Origin of the sequence: Pantoea leporis (assembly GCF_028048155.1) — a bacterium.
In the GTDB taxonomy this organism is placed as follows: Bacteria; Pseudomonadota; Gammaproteobacteria; order Enterobacterales; family Enterobacteriaceae; genus Pantoea; species Pantoea leporis.
The window spans coordinates 1-2,621 of record NZ_JALMEU010000020.1 but is presented as its reverse complement, the minus strand read 5'-3'; the positions used below and the strand labels follow the sequence as shown (position 1 = coordinate 2,621).

The following is a 2,621-nucleotide window of genomic DNA, read 5'->3' as shown; positions in this document are numbered from 1 at the left end:
AATCTTTAATCTTTAATCTTTAATCTTTAATCTTTAATCTTTAATCTTTAATCTTTAATCTTTACTTGAGCTACTTGGTTAATTCCATAATCATGATTCTCAATGCTGGCTATGAGTTTCATGTTATAAGGGATTAAATTATCCTCTCCAGATGTCCAGTTTATAGATAAGTTTGTGGAGTAGCCTTGTGTTTCTTTGAGTTGATGGCTGTTCCTAAATAAGATATTTTCATATTTTATGCCAGAAAATATTTGAAAATGGCATTCTTTGACCATTGTTGGTGTTGTTTTTTTGATTGGACTTTAGTATGGGCCAAATTGACGCTGGTATTGTCAATGTGTTGTCATTCCCTTGTTTTCCGCTTTCAGAAATACTGTGATCTACAATGTCATTAATTCCAATGTTATTTCGTGGGATAAAATTAAATACGGCGTCATATATTCCAGCGTTTTTTTTAGCTATCGCCTGGATCTTCTCCCAGCTTGCTCTCAATGCCGGCTTATCCAGTGCCTCTTCACACTCGGCCGCCGCGCTACCCATCCATTTACGCCAGGCATTCTGGCGCAGTTCACGTGCGAAGTTACCACACGGCGCAGGCGTGCCCGTTCCGTCAAGATCGTTGAAGCTGTACGCCGTGTCGGCGATGGTTACTGCCAGCTCAGAGTCACCGCTGCCCAGCAGGCTACGATCATTGATATTGGCGCTGCCTACCAACACCCAGCGATCGTCAACGATCATTAGCTTGCTGTGCACATAAATCTGCTCAGTAACTGGCTGGCCGTTGAGCTCGCCGTAGTCGCGCAGGTTCAGCAGTGTGACGTAGGTGTAGCAGGCCTCAATATCGATCCTTAGATAGCTGTCGCCGCAGTCTTTCTCTAGTTCCGGAATGCGGCGATGCCACTCTTTGCGCGGCACCTGTTTTTCTTCCAGTTGTTGTTTCACCCACAGGCTGCGGCGGATGCGGTTGAGTAGGCTGTGCGAGCCGAATACCAGTGACTGCCGCGTCAGGTGGATTTGCGACACGATGGTCGGATCGTCGAGCCGGCCTTCCGGGTATACCGGTAGCATGTCCATTTCCGTTCTCAGCATGAGGAATTCCGGATAGGATAATTTGAAAAGCAAAAATTAGCCTTTGGTTCATTTTGATAATTCAAAAGAGTCATATCCTTCGTTACCAGGATAAAAAAGAGAGTGTTTTTCCCCATAAAAAAATCTGATAGAGTCATATGCTAAAATCTCAGATGTTCCATAGTATGGGGAAGGTTTGAATACTTTATTACCTCTACTGTCATAAATAATGAAAAAATAGTCTTCATCTTTGATGTATTTGAATAATGACATAGGGGAGAGTATTTTTATGCGGTACACGACAACTTTATATTTCATGTCAGGGCTGATTTCTTGAAATATTTTAGTATATGTTGGCCTTATTATTGTTGACGGAAAGAAAATCCATGCAATAAATAATAGCGCTGCAATGATTTTTATTTCAGTTAACGCCCTCATAACTTTATTACCTTATCTTTTGGAAGAGGTTCCATCCATAGTACATCTGATAAAACAATGAAGTCCCCGCCAGTGTTATGTTTTTCTTGCCAGCGACGAAAGTCAGAGTTAAATATGGGTACGAATCCTGAGTAATTTCGAACTAGTAATCCCCATACTCCAGAAAGGTATGTTGACATATAGAATGCTGAAGTCTTTTTATCTAAGATGCGCTCTTTACTCCAAATTCCTAGAGGTTCGGAATTTCCGTCATCATCCACGAAATCGTATGAATCTTTTAAATAGAAACCTATTTTGTCGACTATAAATGTATTATCAATTATGTTTGTTCTACCTCTAATACAAACCTTTAATGTTGTGTTACCCATTGCGCCATACCATTCATTTATTGTGTCAAGTTTATTTCCAATTTTCATAATGTTCACTTGGGCATTAGCATCAAGTTCTCGAATGCTATCCGAATAACCTAGTTTTTTTTCATTGTTTTTATTTATATTTCCTTTGGATATTTGAAACTTCAGCCTCTCAATTCCTCTAACACTTTTCCATGTGCTGCGAAGTTCATTTACTCCTTTTTTAACTTGGTCATTTTGCATTGCCCAAGATATTTTAATAATATCGCTATTAACTTGTGTATCGGGTAAGTTTGTTGCATCATTTTTCAAAGCTGCTCGTTTTGATTGTTCAGTAAAAGCGTATGCTGGACTTATGCTAAACCAATGCCGCATAAGTTTTGCGGCTACACTCCAATTCATTTTATCCATCGCGTCAGGAATCATATCGATATGAAAAAATTCCACCTCAACTTCTTTAGTTTTTTTATTCATCAAAGTTGAAGTGGTCGTAGTGGCTAAATTCATTATCTTACTCCTGCTCTTATTTGATACACATAATCGAGAGTTATTATTTCTTCCACGTCTGTTTTAACTTCATGCGTCAATGCCTGACAGCTCATTCCATTAATACTTCCTGTCTGTGTAGTTATTCTCCATGCATAGTAAATATTATCGGCACTTGTATTGCTGTCAGTCACTCTGAAGCACGCCGAATTCAGTCCACATGAGAGAACTGGTAATGCAGACTGCATCGCTGGAATGTTTACTTCCATCTCCCGT

3 protein-coding genes and 1 pseudogene are annotated in these 2,621 nt (G+C 39.7%); all 4 read right to left on the bottom strand.

Annotation, left to right across the window (positions count from 1 at the left end; genetic code table 11):
* Nucleotides 1-228: 228 nt before the first annotated feature.
* Entirely contained in the window at nt 229-1,089 is an 861-nt protein-coding gene (locus tag MWH02_RS22990) for a phospholipase D-like domain-containing protein (RefSeq protein WP_271461517.1), read from the bottom strand.
* Nucleotides 1,090-1,137: 48 nt separating this feature from the next.
* Nucleotides 1,138-1,506 carry a DUF6201 family protein gene (locus tag MWH02_RS22985; protein WP_271461516.1) on the bottom strand — a complete coding sequence of 123 codons (369 nt, stop codon included), beginning with the start codon at nt 1,504-1,506 and terminating at the stop codon, nt 1,138-1,140.
* Nucleotides 1,503-2,366 (bottom strand): DUF6402 family protein, encoded by an 864-nt coding sequence (locus MWH02_RS22980; protein WP_271461515.1) that lies wholly within the window; start codon nt 2,364-2,366, stop codon nt 1,503-1,505. The genes MWH02_RS22985 and MWH02_RS22980 overlap by 4 nt, the downstream gene beginning before the upstream one ends.
* A pseudogene (locus MWH02_RS22975) lies at nt 2,366-2,621 on the bottom strand (type VI secretion system Vgr family protein); the annotation flags it as partial. The gene MWH02_RS22980 and the pseudogene MWH02_RS22975, both read right to left, overlap by 1 nt.

Coding starts and splice junctions, on each gene's coding strand:
- MWH02_RS22990 (WP_271461517.1), bottom strand. CDS start 1,089: ATGCTGAGAACGGAAATGGACATGCTACCGGTATACCCGGAAGGCCGG.
- MWH02_RS22985 (WP_271461516.1), bottom strand. CDS start 1,506: ATGAGGGCGTTAACTGAAATAAAAATCATTGCAGCGCTATTATTTATT.
- MWH02_RS22980 (WP_271461515.1), bottom strand. CDS start 2,366: ATGAATTTAGCCACTACGACCACTTCAACTTTGATGAATAAAAAAACT.